At 67.0% G+C, this 14,741-nt stretch carries 18 protein-coding genes; 11 read left to right on the forward strand and 7 right to left on the reverse strand.

What is annotated here, in order from left to right:
• Positions 1-80 precede the first annotated feature (80 nt).
• Together A5732_RS10225 and A5732_RS10230 are read right to left on the reverse strand one after the other, a co-directional pair.
• Positions 81-1,103 carry a sensor domain-containing protein gene (locus A5732_RS10225; RefSeq protein WP_076102124.1) on the reverse strand — a complete coding sequence of 341 codons (1,023 nt, stop codon included), beginning with the start codon at positions 1,101-1,103 and terminating at the stop codon, positions 81-83.
• 70 nt (positions 1,104-1,173) lie between these two features.
• Complete coding sequence (locus tag A5732_RS10230) at positions 1,174-2,235, reverse strand: hypothetical protein (RefSeq protein ID WP_081396021.1); 1,062 nt, start codon at positions 2,233-2,235, stop codon at positions 1,174-1,176.
• A gap of 160 nt (positions 2,236-2,395) precedes the next feature.
• On the opposite strand from A5732_RS10230, the gene A5732_RS10235 reads away from it, so the two are divergent.
• Complete coding sequence (locus A5732_RS10235; protein ID WP_076052526.1) at positions 2,396-2,956, forward strand: hemerythrin domain-containing protein; 561 nt, start codon at positions 2,396-2,398, stop codon at positions 2,954-2,956.
• 66 nt (positions 2,957-3,022) lie between these two features.
• Positions 3,023-3,691, forward strand: a complete 669-nt coding sequence (locus A5732_RS10240) for a UdgX family uracil-DNA binding protein (protein WP_076052527.1) — start codon at positions 3,023-3,025, stop codon at positions 3,689-3,691.
• Between the two features lie 16 nt (positions 3,692-3,707).
• Here the strand turns inward: A5732_RS10240 and A5732_RS10245 are convergent, their stop codons facing one another.
• The 3 genes from A5732_RS10245 to A5732_RS10255 form a co-directional block, all read right to left on the reverse strand.
• Positions 3,708-5,501 carry a thiamine pyrophosphate-requiring protein gene (locus tag A5732_RS10245; protein ID WP_076052528.1) on the reverse strand — a complete coding sequence of 598 codons (1,794 nt, stop codon included), beginning with the start codon at positions 5,499-5,501 and terminating at the stop codon, positions 3,708-3,710.
• Positions 5,502-5,763: 262 nt separating this feature from the next.
• Entirely contained in the window at positions 5,764-6,819 is a 1,056-nt protein-coding gene (locus A5732_RS10250) for a DNA topoisomerase IB (RefSeq protein WP_076052529.1), read from the reverse strand.
• Between the two features lie 128 nt (positions 6,820-6,947).
• Positions 6,948-7,346 carry a heme-binding protein gene (locus A5732_RS10255; protein ID WP_076052530.1) on the reverse strand — a complete coding sequence of 133 codons (399 nt, stop codon included), beginning with the start codon at positions 7,344-7,346 and terminating at the stop codon, positions 6,948-6,950.
• A gap of 395 nt (positions 7,347-7,741) precedes the next feature.
• Here A5732_RS10255 and A5732_RS10260 point away from each other — a divergent pair, with 395 nt between their 5' ends.
• Genes A5732_RS10260 through A5732_RS10290 form a run of 7 tightly spaced genes read left to right on the forward strand, consistent with a single transcriptional unit; the run spans position 7,742 to position 12,182 of the window.
• Positions 7,742-8,257 carry a Na+/H+ antiporter subunit E gene (locus tag A5732_RS10260; RefSeq protein WP_253189038.1) on the forward strand — a complete coding sequence of 172 codons (516 nt, stop codon included), beginning with the start codon at positions 7,742-7,744 and terminating at the stop codon, positions 8,255-8,257.
• The gene (locus A5732_RS10265; protein ID WP_076102127.1) at positions 8,254-8,514 is read left to right on the forward strand and encodes a monovalent cation/H+ antiporter complex subunit F; all 261 of its coding nucleotides are present in this window, start codon (positions 8,254-8,256) and stop codon (positions 8,512-8,514) included. Before A5732_RS10260 ends, A5732_RS10265 begins: the two co-directional genes overlap by 4 nt.
• A complete protein-coding gene (mnhG, locus tag A5732_RS10270) occupies positions 8,511-8,858 on the forward strand; it encodes a monovalent cation/H(+) antiporter subunit G (RefSeq protein WP_253189039.1) in 348 nt (115 codons plus the stop codon). Before A5732_RS10265 ends, mnhG begins: the two co-directional genes overlap by 4 nt.
• Positions 8,855-9,157: a hydrogenase subunit MbhD domain-containing protein gene (locus tag A5732_RS10275; protein WP_076052534.1), complete on the forward strand. Its 303-nt coding sequence runs from the start codon at positions 8,855-8,857 to the stop codon at positions 9,155-9,157. Before mnhG ends, A5732_RS10275 begins: the two co-directional genes overlap by 4 nt.
• Positions 9,147-10,070 (forward strand): MnhB domain-containing protein, encoded by a 924-nt coding sequence (locus tag A5732_RS10280; protein WP_076102220.1) that lies wholly within the window; start codon positions 9,147-9,149, stop codon positions 10,068-10,070. Before A5732_RS10275 ends, A5732_RS10280 begins: the two co-directional genes overlap by 11 nt.
• Positions 10,067-10,435 (forward strand): sodium:proton antiporter, encoded by a 369-nt coding sequence (locus A5732_RS10285; protein WP_076102128.1) that lies wholly within the window; start codon positions 10,067-10,069, stop codon positions 10,433-10,435. Before A5732_RS10280 ends, A5732_RS10285 begins: the two co-directional genes overlap by 4 nt.
• Before the next feature lie 7 nt (positions 10,436-10,442).
• Entirely contained in the window at positions 10,443-12,182 is a 1,740-nt protein-coding gene (locus A5732_RS10290) for a complex I subunit 5 family protein (protein WP_076102129.1), read from the forward strand.
• A gap of 11 nt (positions 12,183-12,193) precedes the next feature.
• Here A5732_RS10290 and A5732_RS10295 read toward each other — a convergent pair whose 3' ends face one another.
• Positions 12,194-12,997, reverse strand: a complete 804-nt coding sequence (locus tag A5732_RS10295) for an SDR family oxidoreductase (protein ID WP_076102130.1) — start codon at positions 12,995-12,997, stop codon at positions 12,194-12,196.
• 241 nt (positions 12,998-13,238) lie between these two features.
• Here A5732_RS10295 and mbp1 point away from each other — a divergent pair, with 241 nt between their 5' ends.
• Together mbp1 and A5732_RS10305 are read left to right on the forward strand one after the other, a co-directional pair.
• Positions 13,239-13,475, forward strand: a complete 237-nt coding sequence (mbp1, locus tag A5732_RS10300) for a microaggregate-binding protein 1 (protein WP_076052538.1) — start codon at positions 13,239-13,241, stop codon at positions 13,473-13,475.
• Positions 13,476-13,644: 169 nt separating this feature from the next.
• Entirely contained in the window at positions 13,645-13,929 is a 285-nt protein-coding gene (locus tag A5732_RS10305; RefSeq protein WP_076052539.1) for a DUF3349 domain-containing protein, read from the forward strand.
• Between the two features lie 4 nt (positions 13,930-13,933).
• On the opposite strand, the gene A5732_RS10310 is transcribed toward A5732_RS10305, so the two are convergent.
• Positions 13,934-14,698, reverse strand: a complete 765-nt coding sequence (locus A5732_RS10310; protein WP_064954751.1) for an endonuclease/exonuclease/phosphatase family protein — start codon at positions 14,696-14,698, stop codon at positions 13,934-13,936.
• Between the last annotated feature and the right edge of the window lie 43 nt (positions 14,699-14,741).

Consider the following 14,741-nt stretch of genomic DNA (forward strand, 5'->3'; position numbering starts at 1 on the left):
CGATCGCAAGCGCGGCGGGCCGGGCGCAGCGGGTCGCCACGCATGGGCCCCGCAGCCAGCCGCCGATCCGTGTGGGTCGCTCAGCCTGGAATCTTGCCGAGGATGTAGTTGGCGATGCTGACCGCCGCCGCGCGGGGTGGCGCGCTGTCCGTGGTGCCGCTGGCGGACACGTTCAGGTCGATGACGACGTTCGCCTTGGCGGCGATCGCCCGTGCCGAGCGCACCTGGATCCCCTTGGGCGTCAGGTCCAGGGTGGTGATGCCGTTGCCGGCGTCGGCGGGCGCGCTCACCGACATCGGGATCGGCTGCCCGCCGGGAGCGCTCACGGTGACGGTCGAGCCGCCGCACTTGTGCCAGCCCGACAGTAGGGTGCCCAGTTGCGCCTGGGCCGCGCCCGGATCGCGGAACGCCGCCACGCCCTGGATGACCTGCATGGACTTCATCATGCTGCGCGTGTCGGTGAACTCCCCGGCGTGATATCCGGCCAGCGCCCCTGGGGTGTAGGCATCCGGGCTGCCTGCGGCGATGCTTTCCCAGCACTCCGGGCGGTCGATGCTGCCGTCATCCGGGGAACGGCCCGGGCTGTTCCACGTCGGGCCGACGTCGAGGTTCGCGTCGGCGGTGATGTTGCGCAGCGCGTCGAGCCCGGGCAGCAGCGTGGCGATGGTCTCCGGCGGGACCGTGGGGGGCGGGGGTCCGGCGGCGGAACTGGAGCCGGGCGAGGCCCGGTGTGACGAGGTCGAACCGGAAAGCGTGGCCCACCCGGCCAGGGCGACGACCGCCAACATGATGAAGATGTACGACAGCGTCACGCCCACCAGGGCACGGTCCCGGCCGAGTTCGCCGGTGCGGCGGATCTGCGCAAGCCCGAGATGTCCGAGAATCGCTCCCACGGGCGCGAACAGGAACGCGAAAACCAGCGACAGCGTCGCCAGGGTGTTGACCGGCGGGCGGTAGGGCGCGGGAGCGGGCGGCGGCGTGAACGGCGGCGGCTGCATGGCGGCCGGCTGCTCGGTGGGCGGTTCCAGGTCGGGAGGCGGGACGCGGCCGAGCGGGTCATAGCTCAGCGGGTTTTGCCAATACGGGTCCTGCGGGTTGGTCACCCCAGTGCCTCCTTACCGGCGAACCTGCCCGAAATGTAGCCGACGAGGGCCCTCCTCTAAACCGAGACCGTCACAGCCGTGGCTTGGCGACGCTGACCACGTAGGGCGCGTGCGCGAAGGTCAGGTAGACCCGATGCGGCCCGACGGCCATGCCCGAGAGTTCGGCCGCCCGGGCATCGGCCGGCAGCCCCGCCCGGTAGTCGATGCTGCGGAGCACGGAGATTCGCCCGTCCGGAAAGCCGGTGAAGCTTGCCGTTTCGAGCGTCACCAGCTCGTGGTCGGTGGCGGCGTAGATCCTGGTGTCGTCGGTGCCGAGTTCGCGGATCGGCGAGGGTAACCGAGTGCTGGCCAGCTCCTCCAATCCCTGTCCGCCGCGGCGGGAGTCGATCGCATGCAGCGTGTTGTCGTCGCGGCCGGCGACATAGCTGCGGGTCACCGCGGTGCCGTCACCGGCCGAGACCGCAACGTTGAAGTCCAGTGACCCGCGTTGCGCCGCAGGCGAGGACGTCCCCTGGAAGTGGCGGATGCCCGACGATCCGAACAGGTGGTAGTCGAGCTTGCGGCCGCGGTTCGCGCCGTCGATGGTGTCGGCGCTGGTGTCGGTGACCGCGGTGGGCAGCTTGCGGTAGCCATACTGATCCACCGGCGTCACGGCCTTTCCATCCGACGACAGCGCCAGCAGCATCCGCAATCCCGCGTCCTCGGACAGGTAGGCCGGGGCCGGTCCGGCGTCGAAATCGTTGACCTGGCGCAGACTTTCCAGGTCGACAACGGCCACCCTGCCGCGCTCGGGCTGCGGCACGAAGACGTCACCCTCGTCTTTCCGGCTGATCTGCAGATTGCGTCCGGACGCCATGGGTGCGGAGAACCTTGTCTTGGCATCGCCGCCGCGGTCACCGGCGGTGACCTCGGCCAGCCGATGGTCGTCGGTGAGCGCGACCAGGGCGTGCATGCGGTAGGACCACACCGGCTCGTGCAACGCGACACCGGCCCGCCAGAGTTCGACATCGGGCTCGGATTCCAACGACGCTCCCGGGTGTGAACACCCCATGGTTATCGCGGCCGCCGCGACCGCTCCGACGACTCCGCAGCGCAGCAACACCCGCGTGCGCTGGCCCGCGCGGAGACCCATTCCGGCGCCCATCGACCGCGTGCTCCTTCCGCTGTTTGTCCAGGACATACCCCCTACGGACGCGGCCACACCCCGTTTGACGGTCGGAATCGTCGGGTAGCCGATTCAGCGAGCGCGCACAGCCCCGCGCGCCGAACCAAGTAGATGGGAGGGACACACTGTGGCACCGACCGCCATCAAGTCACCCACCGACGTGGTCGACTTCCTCGTCAGTCAGCACAAGCAGATCAAGGCGATGTTCGCCCAAACCCTGGCGGCGTCCGGGAAGGCCCGTGAGGAGGCCTTTGTCGAGCTTCGGCGGATGCTCGCCGTGCACGAGACCGCGGAGGAAGAGGTCGTTCACCCCCGCGCCAAGCGCAAGATCTCCAACGGCACCACCGTGGTGGACAAGCGGCTGAACGAAGAGCACGAAGCCAAGACCGTGCTGCAGAAGCTGGAAAAGCTCGACGTCAACAGCGAGGAGTTCACTCGCGAATTGACGAAGCTGCGCGACGCCGTGATCGACCACGCCGAGCACGAGGAGCGCGACGAATTCGCCAAGCTGGGTGAGGAATTGAGCGGCGAAGAGCTCGAGCGCATGGGCCGCGCCGCCAAGCTCGCCGAGGCCATTGCGCCCACCCGGCCGCACGCCGGCGTCGAATCCCAGGTGGCCAACCTGGCCGCCGGTCCGTTCGCCGCGATGCTCGACCGGGCCCGCGACGCCATCGTGGGCAAGGGCTGACACAACCAAAGGCGTGGTCCCCCCGCTCGGTGGGGGAGCGGGGGTACCCACGCCCTCCGTCTCATCATGGCCGCAACATCGAACGCACCCGGGGCCGCCCGCTACCTCCCAGAGGAGCGCGGCCTCGACGCGCTGCGCGATGCGGCCGAAACCTGCCACGGCTGTTCGCTTTTCGAGGATGCCACCCAAACGGTGTTCGGCAATGGGCACCCCGGCGCCCCGATCATGCTGGTGGGCGAGCAGCCCGGCGACCAAGAGGACCGCGCCGGCGAACCGTTCGTCGGCCCGGCCGGACGACTGCTCGCCCGCGCCCTCGAGGACGCCGGCATCGACCCGGCGATGGTCTACGAGACCAACGCCGTCAAGCACTTCAAGTTCACCCGCAAGGGCGGCAAGCGACGCATCCACCAAAAGCCCGGCCGCACCGAAGTGGTCGCCTGCCGACCCTGGCTGATCGCCGAAATCGAGGCGGTGCGGCCACAGGTCATCGTGTGCCTCGGTGCTACCGCCGCACAGTCGTTGTTGGGAGGAACATTTCGGGTGTCCACCCAGCGCGGCCAACAACTGCGGCTGCCCTCAACCGTCGACGTACACCTGACACCCGAGCCGACCCTCGTGGCGACGGTTCACCCCTCATCGGTGTTGCGCGACCGCAGCGACCGGCATGACGAGGTCTACAAGGCGTTCGTCGACGACCTGCGCAGCGCGGCAGCAGGGCTGGGCAGGCGCGGGTGAGTTGACCCGCTGTGGGTCAACTCTTCTTGTGCGGCAAGAACTCCTGGGCCTTGGTCTTCAGGCCGACCTTGACGAAGCCCACGCGATCCTCGTCACCGGAGAGCACCGCCGTGGTCGCCGACTTGAACTGCTCCCAGGTCGCGTGCGGCGGGATGGGTGGCATGTCCGGGTCGGTGTAGACGTCGAGCACCGTGGGACGATCCGCCGACAGCGCCTTGCGCCAGGCGTCCGACAATTCCTCCGGATCCTTGATGGCCACGGCGCTCAGGCCCAGGCTGGCCGCGAACGCGGCGAAGTCGATATCCGGAAGGTTCTGGGACTCAGCGAATTTCGGCGCACCGGCCATGGCGCGCATTTCCCAGGTCACCTGGTTGAGGTCGTTGTTGTGCAAGATCGCGATGATCAAGCGGGGGTCCTTCCATTCGTTCCAATACCGCTTGATCGTGATCAGTTCGGCCATGCCGTTCATCTGCATGGCGCCGTCACCGGCGAACACGATGACGGGCCGGTCCGGGTGGCCGAACTTGGCGCCGATGCCGTATGGAACCCCGGGACCCATCGTGGCCAGCGTGCCCGACAGCGAGCCCCGCATGTTGCCGCGGAAACGCAGGTTGCGCGCATACCAGTTGGCCGACGAGCCGGAATCGGCTGTGACGATGGCATTGTCGGGCAACTGCGGCGACAGCTCGGAGAACAGCCGCAGCGGATTGACCGGGTGGGCGCTGACCATCGCTTCCTTGTCCATGGTCTCCCACCAGCGGGCCACGGTCTTCTCGATGCCCTCGCGCCACGAGCGGTCCTCCTTGCGACGCAGGTGCGGGATCAGCGCCCGCAGTGCGGTTTTCGCGTCGGCGACCAGGTTGACCTCGTATGGGTAGCGCATGCCGATCATCCGGCCGTCGACGTCGATCTGCACCGCGCGGGCCTGACCGAATTCCGGCAGGAACTGCGTATACGGGAAGCTGGACCCGACGGTCAGCAGCGTGTCGCAGTCGCGCATCATCTCGTAGCTCGGGCGGGTCCCCAACAGCCCGATCGAGCCGGTGACCCAAGGCAATTCGTCCGACAGCACGTCCTTGCCCAACAGCGCCTTCGCCGCGCCCGCACCGAGCAGGTCGGCGACCTCGGACAGCTCTTGGTGGGCGCCGCGGGCGCCGGTGCCCACCAGGATGGCGACCTTCTTGCCGGCGTTGAGCACGTCGGCCGCGCGGGCGATCGCGGTGTCGTCGGGGGCGATGTCCGGGTACTCGATGCCAAGGCTGGAGGGCACCATCTTGAACGCGTGCTCGGGCGGCGAGTACGGCAGCTCTTGGACGTCGCTGGGGATGATCAGCGCCGTCGGCGCCCGCTGCGTCATCGCTATCCGGATCGCGCGGTCCAGCACATTCGGCAATTGCTCGGGGACGGTGACCATTTGGATGTAGTCGCTGGCGACGTCCTTGAACAGGGTCAACAGGTCGACCTCCTGCTGATAGTTCCCGCCCATTGCGCTGCGGTTGGTCTGACCCACGATGGCCACCACCGGAACATGGTCGAGTTTCGCGTCGTAGAGGCCGTTGAGCAGGTGGATCGCGCCGGGTCCGGACGTGGCGGCGCAGACCCCGACCCTGCCGGTGAATTTCGCGTAGCCGACCGCTTCGAAGGCGCTCATCTCCTCGTGGCGCGACTGGATGAACTTGGGCTTGTTATCCGCGCGGCCCCACGCCGCGAGCAGCCCGTTGATGCCGTCGCCGGGGTACCCGAATACATGTTCAACGCCCCATGCCCGCAAGCGCTCTAGCAGATAGTCGGAAACCTCTTTTTTAGACATGTTTTCCCTCCTCGGCAGACGGATCTCAGTGCTGGCGGATGGGCATGTGTGGCTATTGTTTGAACCACCTGCAAGGCAGCGCCGTCGAGTCGCGGGCCAACCGATGACGGACGCCGCTGACAGACGTGACCCATGCAGGCTGCCGCCGCGTGGGCGGCTTGGGCACTTCCCACACGAGCCCGATTACCCGCATTCGCCGTTGTTATTCGCTGAAACGCGGCGGGTCAGGCGACTCTCAGCCAGTTTTCAGCTGGCGGATTGCTCAGGCCGACTTGGGCAGCGCAGATGATCCACCGGCGATGTTGCCCTTGGCCACTCGCCGGATCAGCATGCGGGTCGCCTTGTCCAGGATCTCCTGGGCCACATCGGGTTTACGGACGCGTTCGGCGCGCTGCGCCGCGGCGGCGATGGTCAGTCCCTGCTCGTAGCCGGTGACGACGCGCGGGTCCACGTAGGAACCACGCGCCACCGCCGGGGTATTGCCCAGTTCCTCGGCCACCTCTTTCATCACCGCGGATTCGACGCGCTTGGCGACGCGGCGCGACACCGGCGGGTCGGCGTCGGCGAACGCCGCGGCGGCCAGCACCGTCCCATGCCAGGTCCGCAGGTCCTTGACGGTGTATTCGTCGCCGACCAGTTGCTTGAATCGGTCGTTGAGGTCATCGGCGCGTACATCGAGCCAGCCGGATGCGGTGCGGCACACCAGAAGTCGATCGCCTCGGTCGGGCCGGCGCATCAGCGCGCGCACCGCCCGGACCACTTCGGGGTCCTCGATCTCCACGGTGCGCCGGACCCCGCTTTTGGCCGGAAAATCGAACTCGACCGCATCACGCCGGACCACGACGTGCTCACACAACAGGGTGGACAGACCGTAGGACTCGTTTTCCTCGGCGTATTGCTCACCGCCGGCGCGAAAGTAGCCGCGATCGAGCAGCCGCAGCGCGAGCGCCAATACCCGCTTGCGGGTCAAGCCCTTCCGCGTCAGGTCCTTGGCGATCTCGGTGCGCCACGCGGGTAGCCGGGTGGACAGTTCCAGCACGCGGTCGAACTTCTCCTCGGCGCGTTCCTGCTGCCAGGCGGGGTGGTACAGATACTGCCGACGGCCGGCGGCGTCGACGCCCACGGCCTGAATGTGGCCGTTGCTATACGGCGAAATCCAGACCTTCTTCCAGGCCGGTGGAATAACCAGATCCTTGATGCGCTGCAGGGTTTCCGGATCGGACAGCACTTTGCCGTCCGGCCGGTAATAGGAGAAGCCTTTACCGCGTCGCTTGCGCGTGATACCCGGCTTGCTCAGCACGCTACGGCGCAGCCGCATTCTCGTCCTCCAGTTCTGGTAGCTGACTGCACAATTACCCGCCGGAGAAGTTGTTCACACCGTGCAAAAACACGGCCGACGTGGAAACGACCCGCCACAGCGTTGTGGCGGGTCGTCTCGGACCGGGATCAGCCGGCCATGAACTCCTGGTAAGCCGACTCCAGGTAGGGCGGCAGGGCGGTGACGTTGCACTGCCGTTCGGTGTCGCCGATCGGTGCCAGGATGCCGCGCAGGTCGTTGTACTCCTGCGGGTGGCCGGTGAAGTAGCCGCGCAGGCTGGATTCGGCCTCCGGCCGCGGCTGCCCGTAGGCGGCCGTCACCACCTGGTTGGCGCCCGGGTGCGCCGCCAGATACTGCTCTGCCGAGCCCTGCACCGAGGAAACGGTGTTGTTCACACCGGCGGGGCTGCAGTCGGGTGCCGCGGCCGCCGATGGCGCTCCGACGATGCCCATGGCCATTCCCCCGAGCAAGCAGCCGGCACTGATCCCGGCAATTTTCCGGCGCGCGACAATACTGCTGATTTTCATGATGTTTGCTGTCCTTCGAAACGAAAATGATTTCTCTCGCCAGAGGCTCCCGATCCTCGGAATCCAAAGTAGCGGAAGCCAACAGTGGCAGTGTTCGCTGACGACGACCGAAGGGCGCCGCTAGGGCGGCTCCAGGGGTCTTTCGCTAAGCGAACGATCAAGCGATCCCCGGATTTTTAAGAAAAGCGGGTGCTCTCTTAGGGAATCGCCATCATGATCGTGACGCAATCGTTATCCGAAGTGCCGCGGTTACCTGCTCGATCGCGGCCTCAGCTCGCCCGCACGAGTATGCCTCGGTTGATCTTCTTGCCGGTGGGTACCCCGTCAGCCCGGCGATGCGTGGCGATTGGGTCGTTGGTGACCCGCGACGCGGATGGCGAAAGGTGGGCATTGCGATGCGTGCGCGGCCGACTTTGGCGCTGGCTGTCTGGGCTTTCTTGGTGTGGATTCTGCTGAGCTGGACGGCGACCGTGGAGAACGTGCTTGTCGGTGCTGTGGTCGCCCTGGGCTGCGGGTTGGTTTTCGCACCGCTCGGCGAGGTGGTCGGGCCCTGGACGGCATTACGGCCGCGTCGCCTCGTCGCGCTGGGGATGTTGGGCGCCAGCTGCGCGGCGCGCATCGTGGTCGCCAACCTGTCGCTGACCCGGCGCATTCTGTCGCCGTCGCGGCCGCTGCATTCGGGCATGGTCATCGTGTCGACCGAGGCTCGCTCCGACGGCGAGCTCGCGGCGACGGGCCTGCTCACCTCCTTGGTGGTGGACAACCAGTTCGTCGACCTCGATCGCGACCGCCGTCAGCTGCAGTATCACGCCATGGCCGTTCCGAATGGCCCAGCGCGCGAATCGGTGAACGCGCCGCTCGAAAGGCGTGTTATCGCCGTGGCTCGATCTCGAGAGAGGAGAAGTCAATGACCGGGGTCTTGATGGGTGTATGCGTCGCGCTGCTGTTGGTGGCCTGCATTCTGCTGATCCGACTGGCGCGCGGACCGTCGGTCTCGGACCGGGTGGTCGCGCTCAACACCATCTCGACGGAATGCGCGCTTGTGGTGCTGTTCTACGCCGCAGTCGCCGACCGCACCATCTACCTGGACGTGGCCCTCTGGCTGGCCTCGTTCAGTTACCTCGGTGCGCTGGTGTGGGCGCGATACCTCGAGCGGGGTCTACTATGACCGCCGCGTTGATTATCGTCTTATGCGTTGTGGGGGTGTTCTTTTCGCTCAGCGGTGCGATCGGCATCGTGCGAATGCCCGATGTCTATACGCGAATTCAATGCTCTTCCAAGACAATCACCGCCGGTGCCCTACCGCTTCTTGCCGGTCTGGTGCCGATCAAGGGCCCTGTCACCGAATACGGGTCCAGGGCACTACTGGTCGCCGTGCTGCTGCTGCTCGTCAACCCCATCGCCGCGCACGCCCTGTCGCGGTCGGCGTACAAGACCGGGGTGCCGATGTGGCGCGGTGCGGTCGTCGACCAACCTGGCCGGCTGCCTCGGACATCTGGAGGAGGCCGGTGACATCCTTTTGGGTGGTTGACTATTTGGCCTTGGCGCTGGTGACGGCCAGTGCCGCATTGGTGGTGTTTCTGCGCAGCCTCACCGGGTCGGTGATGGCGCTGTCGGCGGTGGGTACCGTCCTGGGAGCGCTATTCGTCGTGTTGGCCGCGCCCGATGTCGCGCTGGCCGCCGTCGTGGTCGGCGCGATCGCACAACCGGTGTTGTATCTGATCGCGATAGGGAAGATCCGCACCGACGTATTCGACCGCGGCGATCTGGGTGAGGCAGTCGAGGACGGTGGTGCGCGCCGTGTCCGATGAACGACTGCCCCGCGGCGCCGCTTGGCATCGCCCCTGGCTGTCCGGGGTGCTGGTGGGTGCGTTTGCGACGGTTGTGGGCATCGGCGTCACCGCGTTGCCCGACGCTGCAAAACCCTTGCCGGACATCGCGAGACACGCCATGGCCATCGCACTACCCCGATGGGGCACCACCGAAGTGGTCAGCGAAGTGGTCTACGGCAGCCGGGCATTCGACACGTTCGGGGAGACGTTTCTGTTGCTCGCTGCCGTGGTGACGGTGCTGGTGTTGTCGCGCGGCCGCGAACCGCGATCGGAGTTTGTCGGTGAGGCCAGCGCAGGGCGCGTCGAGCAAGCGCGGGCCGACCCCGATGAAGGCCCCGACGCGCAGGAGACGGAGGCGCGGGCCGCGGAGGATCAGGAGCGCGACGACGCGCCCGCACCGGAAAGCGCCGACGTCGACGCGCTCGGCTCAGCGGCACCCGAACGGGCAGTAGGCATGACGGTGGTGGTGCGCGTCGGCGCGCGCGTCGCGGCGGTCATCCTCGCGGTGGCCGGGGTTTACCTTGCGGCCTCGGGCTACACGCCGGGTGGCGGGTTCCCCGCCGGGGTGGTCTTGGCCGGGTGCATCGTGCTGGTGTACACGGCGCTCGGCCACCGCGCGGTACGCGCTGCGGTGCGCCCGTCGACGCTGGAGATCGCCGAATTGGTAGGTGCTGCAGGCATTGTCGTCGTCGGACTGGTGGGCATGTGGCTGACCGGCTCGTTTCTGGACAATTGGCTGCCGCTGGCTCCCCAGCAGACAATGCGCGCCGGTGGCACCTTGCAGGTGATCTCGGCCGCCGAGCTGGTGGAGGTTGCTACCGGCATAACGATCGCGGTGTTCGCGCTCCTGGGGATGGGACATGACTGGACGCCCGACGAGGATGAGTCGTGATCGTCGCCAACTACGTCACCGCCGGTGTGTTGTTCTGCCTCGGCCTGTTCGCGGTGCTGTCCCGGCGCAACATAATCAAGATCGTTCTCGGCCTGTCGCTGATGGAGTCCTCGACCTACCTGCTGCTGGTGTCGATGGCCTACCGCAAGGGATCGACCGCGCCCGTGTTGGCGGGGCTGCCGCAAGGTAGATCCCAGAGGGATTTGATTGCCGGGAATGTGGCCGATCCGGTGCTGCAAAATTTCTGCATCACTGCGGTGGTCATCGGCGTGGCGGTCACCGCGGTGTTCCTGACGGTGGTGGTGCGTGCGGCCCAGCACTACCGCAGCGTCGACGCCGCCGACCTTACCGAGCTGCGAGGCTGACCCGGCGATGACGCCGACGCAGTTGCTCCCGCTGGCGGTGGTGATCCCGCTGATCGGCGCGGTGCTGGCGCCGCTGGCCGCCCGACGGGCGGCCCGCGCGCCGTTGTTGGTGGCGGTGACCGCCCTGACGGCGTCATTGGTGCTGCTGCTGACCACAGCCGCGCGGGTGTTCGCCGGCACCGGGCAACTCGTCACGCACTTCTTATCCAACGAACGCCCGGTGCGCGGCGCGGCGCTTGGTATTGCGTTGGTATGCGACCCTTTCGGCCTCACATTCGCGATCCTGGCCACAGGCATAGGTATCGCGCTGCTGGTCAGCGCGCTGTCCGAACTCGGCCATCTCGGCCGGCGCGAACTCGGCGGCCTGGCCTGCCTGTTTCAGCTGCTGCTGGCGGCGCTGGTGGGCGCCGCCCTCACCGCGGACACGGTCAATCTGTTCGTCTGGTTCGAGGTGGCCGCGTTGGCCAGTTACGGATTGACCGGCTTCTTCTTGGAACGCCCGATCGCGCTGGAGGCAGCCTTCAAAAACCTTGTGCTGACCAGCATCGCCGGTTTCTCGGTCTTCATCGGCAGCGCGATGCTCTACGCGGTGACCGGGGCACTGAACTTCGGACAGCTGCACGGTGCGCTCAGCGCCGGTGCCGGCCGAGCCGCGCTGCTCGCGGTCGCCTTTCTGGTCGCAGGCTTTGCAACCAAGGCCGGTCTGGTGCCGTTTCACACGTGGCTGCCCGACGCCCATACCCCTGTTCCGGGTGCGGTCTCGGCCCTGTTCTCGGCGCTGATGGTCGACCTCGGGGTGGTGGCGCTGGCCCGGATCCGCTTGCAGCTCTTCCCTTTTCTGCCGTCGCTGCCGACACTGCTGACCGGGCTTGGTGTGGCGTCGGCGCTGCTCGGTGCGACGATGGCGCTGCTGCAAGATGACCTGAAGAGACTGCTGGCTTGGGACACCGTCGCCCAAACCGGGGTGCTGGTAACCGGATTCGCCAGTGGAACCGCGGCTGGTGTCGCGGGCGCGGTGTATCACCTCGTCAATCATGGCCTGTTCAAGGCACTGCTATTCCTGTGCGCCGGCGCGGTGGTGCACTCCACTGGCGTGACGACGCTGTCCGACATGGGCGGCCTGGCGCGTCGGCGCCCCCTGCTGACCGCAGCCTTCACTGTGGGGGTGATATCCATCGCCGGGATGCCGCCATTCAACGGATACGCGTCACTTGGATTGATACACAAGGGTTTATCGAACCATCCCATTGTGCTGGGCTGTGCGCTGCTCGCGCAGGTCCTCACCGTCGCGGCGCTGGGTCGTGCCGCATACCTTGGCTTCTATCGGCGGCGGAAGCATTCATACGAGCACCTCGAGCCGATCCGGCTGGGCATGAAGGCGAGCCTGAGTCTGTTGAGCGTGGGCTGCGTGGCCTTCGGTGCCCTCGCTGTCCCGTTCGTCCGGCATGTCGCCGGACCCGCATCCGCAGGACTGTTGGACCCCGCCGGTTACGCGGCGGCCGCGCTCGGGGCGCCGGTCACGCTACCGGCGGCCAATGCGAACTTTGACTACCTGGCTCCGCAGACGTTGATAATCATCGCGATTGAGATCGTCGCAGGCTTGGCGTTGCTCGCGCTGGCATTGCGCGGAGATACCGTGGCGAGGCGGTTGGCCGTGCTGCGACGCGTCCACACCGGCAACATCAACGATTACGCCGCGCTCGCCGCCGTCGGCATGATCGTCGTCAGCTGCGCCCTGTTGCTGTGAGAACCCGTCGCCTAGCCTCCGTCGCTTCCGCCGTGCCCGTCCGCTGCGTGGTGCCCGTCGGTGCTGGGCGGGGCCAGGGTCTGTAGCCACGTGTCGACATCGGGGCCGACGACTATCGCCTGACCCGAAGCGAGCAATGCTCCCGCCCCCAGCGCGGCGACCGCAGGTTCCACGGCTCGCACGTCTCGCCTATCGCCTTGTTGGGCAAGCAATTTCGATGTCAGGTCCGGCAACCGAATAGCGCTTGGGCCGGTAATGGTGCGAGGCGAATGCGTCTGTCCCAGGGCTGACTCGACCAACACGTCGGCGACGGTGTCGGCGGCAATGGGCTGAATCAGCCAGTCCTCGACGATCACCTCGTCGGCGCTACAGGTCACCGCGTCGTGGTTGGTCGCGAATTCGTACCACTGCGTCGACTTGACGATCGTCGTCGGTACGGGACCGTCGAGCAGGATTTCCTTGGCTTTCCGCTTGGCTTCGTAATAGGCGAAGCCGTCGAATACCGGATCTTCGATGCACGCCATCGTCGACACCACCAAGCGCTGCACTTCCTGCTGGGCGCAGGCGCCCATGATGTTGCGCGAGGCGTCGGCGAGCGTCTGGGTGATGTCGGACCGCCCATCGCGCGGCACCGGATTCGATACATCGATGGCGACGTCGACCCCCTTGAGCGCTCGCGAAAGGTCACGCCCGTTGAACAGGTCGACGCCGTGCTCACGCGAGATCTCGACGATCGTGACGTCGCGCGATTTCAGCCTGGCCACAACGCGGGACCCGGCGGTTCCGGTTGCCCCGATGACGGCGATGGTGGTCAATTGCTCTCCCCCTTCGAAGCCGCGGCCTAGTTTTACCCAGTAAAACCTCGTTCAAACGGATTGATCGGCCGGCCGATACGTGAGCTCGGGCCGCAACCGCCGTTGACGTGATCACGCGCACATCAACCCGCGGGTGTCCAGGCTTAACGCGGACCCGGGGCGTTTGACGGGCCGACCGGTGGGAACGCCCTAGGTGCCATCGAGCGCAAGCTCAGTAACCACCGAGAGGGAGGTCGAACCCATGGGGGATGACAAGAGCGGGCCGGCAGAGGCGGTCAAGGGCGCCGTCGAAGGCGCGAAGGGGAAGGCCAAAGAGGCCGGCGGCGCCGTGCTCGGCCGTGATGACCTGAGCAGAGAGGGCAAGGCCCAGCAGGACAAAGCCGACGCCCAACGCGATGCGGGCAAGAAGGAAGCCGAAGCCGAGTCGGCGCGGGCCGGCGCGGAGGCGGCCGAAGAGCGCCAGAAGAAGAACCAGTAGGCCACCCGCAAATGGGGGCCCGGTCCGGTTATCGGGCCGGGCCCTTTTCGCGCGTAGGGTATTCCGACGGCGCTGACCGCCAATCGTTGGTTTCAAGCCGCTCTACCGGGTAATCCACGGCTTGGGTCGCGTTTGGCATGGGGCGTGCGGCGGATGAGCGAGGTGGAAGATGGGCCTGCGGGATCGGGTATTCAGCGTGGTCGCTTTCCTGCGAGCGGGCTACCCCAGGCGGGCACCCGAGGCGGGATACGCGCCGCTGCTGGCGCTGTTGCCGCCGCGGGTGTCCGACGACGAAGTCATCGCCATCGCCAAACGGCTCCTGACGCCGCGCCGGCACGCCATCGACTACGCCGACGTCGGCGTGGAAATCATCGGCGTCACCGACGAGATGCCTTCCGCCGAGGACATCCAGCGCGTTCTGGTCGCGGTGCAAGCGGGCCGCCACCGCGCCTGAACCGTCAGACCCGTTGCAGATCCACCGCCAGCGGGCGGTGGTCGGAAATGCTCATGAGATCGGATTCCACGGGACCGCCGCGTAGTCGGTGATCGTCGGTCAGGATGTGGTCGAGCTGGCGGTTGGGCAGGTCGGCGGGAAACGTCTGGGCGGCCGCCAGCGCTCGCATTCCCGACCAACGGCGCACAGTCTTCGGGGTCATGTTCAGGTCCCCGGTCAACAACCGCGGTCCCGGGAAGCCGCGCAGGTCGTGAATCAGTCGGCGCAGCTGGCGCCGGTTCCAGCCCGGGACGAACGACAGGTGCGTATTGGCCACCGTGAGCCCGCCCAACGGGGTACGTAACTGCGCAATGACCGCCGCCCGCGGCTCCTCGTCGACGACCATGATCCGGTTGGGACCCGGCAGATACATCGGGAAGCGCATCGGGATTCGGGGTAACCGCACCACCTGCCAACTGTCCACCGGATATCGGGACAGCAGCGCGATTCCGTATGCGGCGGTACCGGGTTGCTCGCGGCCGGTCGCGGCCATCCACGTTGCCCCGGGCGTTCCCGAAATGGCCGCCACGAACCGGTGTTCCACCGCGCCCATGGCTTCGGCCGCCGCGGCGGTCAGGTCCGCGCGCTCGGAGCGGGGCTGATCACAGTCGACCTCTTGCAAGCTGAGCACGTCCGGGTCGAGGCGTTGCACGCAGTCACGCAACCGCTGGACGACGACGCCGTCACCGACGGTGCGCCCATGCAAGATGTTGAACGTCGCGACACGCATAGGTTTTCACCTACCCACTTTCCCCGTCGTGCAGTCACCGCGG

Source organism: Mycobacterium colombiense (assembly GCF_001953985.1).
Classification (GTDB): Bacteria; Actinomycetota; Actinomycetes; order Mycobacteriales; family Mycobacteriaceae; genus Mycobacterium; species Mycobacterium colombiense_B.

Bases quoted from the DNA above. Each gene is read 5' to 3' on its own strand.
- A5732_RS10250 (WP_076052529.1), bottom strand. From the start codon at position 6,819: ATGCGGCTGCGCCGTAGCGTGCTGAGCAAGCCGGGTATCACGCGCAAG.
- A5732_RS10245 (WP_076052528.1), bottom strand. From the start codon at position 5,501: ATGTCTAAAAAAGAGGTTTCCGACTATCTGCTAGAGCGCTTGCGGGCA.
- A5732_RS10305 (WP_076052539.1), top strand. From the start codon at position 13,645: ATGGGCCTGCGGGATCGGGTATTCAGCGTGGTCGCTTTCCTGCGAGCG.
- mnhG (WP_253189039.1), top strand. From the start codon at position 8,511: ATGACCGCCGCGTTGATTATCGTCTTATGCGTTGTGGGGGTGTTCTTT.
- A5732_RS10230 (WP_081396021.1), bottom strand. From the start codon at position 2,235: ATGGGTCTCCGCGCGGGCCAGCGCACGCGGGTGTTGCTGCGCTGCGGA.
- A5732_RS10255 (WP_076052530.1), bottom strand. From the start codon at position 7,346: ATGAAAATCAGCAGTATTGTCGCGCGCCGGAAAATTGCCGGGATCAGT.
- A5732_RS10260 (WP_253189038.1), top strand. From the start codon at position 7,742: ATGCGTGCGCGGCCGACTTTGGCGCTGGCTGTCTGGGCTTTCTTGGTG.
- A5732_RS10240 (WP_076052527.1), top strand. From the start codon at position 3,023: ATGGCCGCAACATCGAACGCACCCGGGGCCGCCCGCTACCTCCCAGAG.
- mbp1 (WP_076052538.1), top strand. From the start codon at position 13,239: ATGGGGGATGACAAGAGCGGGCCGGCAGAGGCGGTCAAGGGCGCCGTC.
- A5732_RS10310 (WP_064954751.1), bottom strand. From the start codon at position 14,698: ATGCGTGTCGCGACGTTCAACATCTTGCATGGGCGCACCGTCGGTGAC.
- A5732_RS10265 (WP_076102127.1), top strand. From the start codon at position 8,254: ATGACCGGGGTCTTGATGGGTGTATGCGTCGCGCTGCTGTTGGTGGCC.
- A5732_RS10290 (WP_076102129.1), top strand. From the start codon at position 10,443: ATGACGCCGACGCAGTTGCTCCCGCTGGCGGTGGTGATCCCGCTGATC.